Annotated in this window: 1 protein-coding gene; it reads left to right on the forward strand. The window is 29.1% G+C overall.

The window, feature by feature from the left end; translation table 11 throughout:
* Positions 1 to 223 precede the first annotated feature (223 nt).
* Entirely contained in the window at positions 224 to 745 is a 522-nt protein-coding gene (locus tag ASG21_RS15425) for a hypothetical protein (protein ID WP_056082475.1), read from the forward strand.
* Positions 746 to 1,527: the final 782 nt, after the last annotated feature.

The raw sequence follows: 1,527 nt of genomic DNA on the forward strand, positions 1-1,527 counted from the left end.
TGGTTAATATTTTACGGTAAAAACGGACACGGATATGAAGCAGACTTTTGACATAAAAACTGCTTGTAACAAGGTATTGCCAAAAGCGGGGCTGAACGGCTTCGATTGGGCATTTGTGCAAGGTTCAACATTCGTTCTTCGATTGAACTTTTGTGCTAAAAATCCCCGCCTTCGGCAATACCCAAACCGTTATCTGCTATGTTACACAAAAAATCGCTAAAAAATGAATAATAGCATTTCGATTCACGAAGATGATTATTGTCAAGTACAACTTCTTCCCTATGAAAATATTGATTTTATACGCAATGAAATGGAAGAAATCATTGGTTTTAGCAGTGAAAATTACAATGAAAATGGATATAAAAATATTTACGTTCGCAAAAAACCAAATATACCAATTACAGAAAAAAATATAACTCGTTCTGAATTAGAAAATCTAATTATCAATTTTAATTTTGAGAAAATTCAAGATGTGAATATTGGATATGGAAATTCATACAATAAATCATTGAATTATGGATTTGGAACTAAAGAATGTGCTATTTTATTTGAGTGTGAAAAAGACGATATCGTTATAACTATATGGTTGAATTTTTATTGGATTGCAACTGAAAAACAAAAACAAGACCTTGAAAAACTACTAATAAAAATTAAGGAAACTTGGAATTTAATTTTGATAGATTGGAATCAAAATATTGCAGTTGAATTAAGCGAAAACAATATAAAAAAATATCTGAATGAATAAAAACACAGCAGATAACAATGGTTTTGCAATAGTGGGGCGAAACTGCAAAGTTCAACGATATTTCTTCGATTAAACTTTTGTGCAAAATTGAAGATTTGTGCTTCGATTGCCCCACCATCGCAAAGCCCCGAAACGNTATCATAACCAGAAAATAACAATGAAAAATTATTTCATTTTAACCTCTTTTTTATTAATGGTTTCCTGTAAAAGTTCGGAAGGAATTCCCCACGTTCAGAAAAAAATAAATGCATGTTTTGAAGGGTCAAATCAAATTGAAGTTGATGAGAAAGTTGAGTTCAATGAAAAAACTAAAATTCTAACATTCTATATCGGCATAAGTATAAAGCAATCTTTAAAAAAATGGGAAATTCCATTAAAAGAATTACATTCTTCAGATATACAATATATAAATGAAGATTATCCATATTTGCGAATTAGATTTCCTGAAAGGAAAATGATAAAATATTATGAAAATGGAATTGAAAATGATAGTTTGAACCAATTTTTATATCCATTAGAAAATTATTGCTTTAAAGATAATGAAGTTAAAAAACTTATTTCAAATTTGAAATATGAAACTGAAAAAGCGCAGAAATAACTGCAGATTACAGCGGTTTTGCGATAGTATGTGATTTTCGCAAGTTTAAAAATTTCAGATTTTTCGAAAATTAGTTTATAAAAGAAAAGATTTTTTATATTTAGCCGCACCATCGCAAAGCCGCAAACCGTTATATGATATGCTAAACAAAACGCAGATGAAATTACAAATCCTATTTTTTTTT

The sequence above is a fragment of the Chryseobacterium sp. Leaf394 genome, assembly GCF_001424105.1.
Classification (GTDB): domain Bacteria; phylum Bacteroidota; class Bacteroidia; order Flavobacteriales; family Weeksellaceae; genus Chryseobacterium.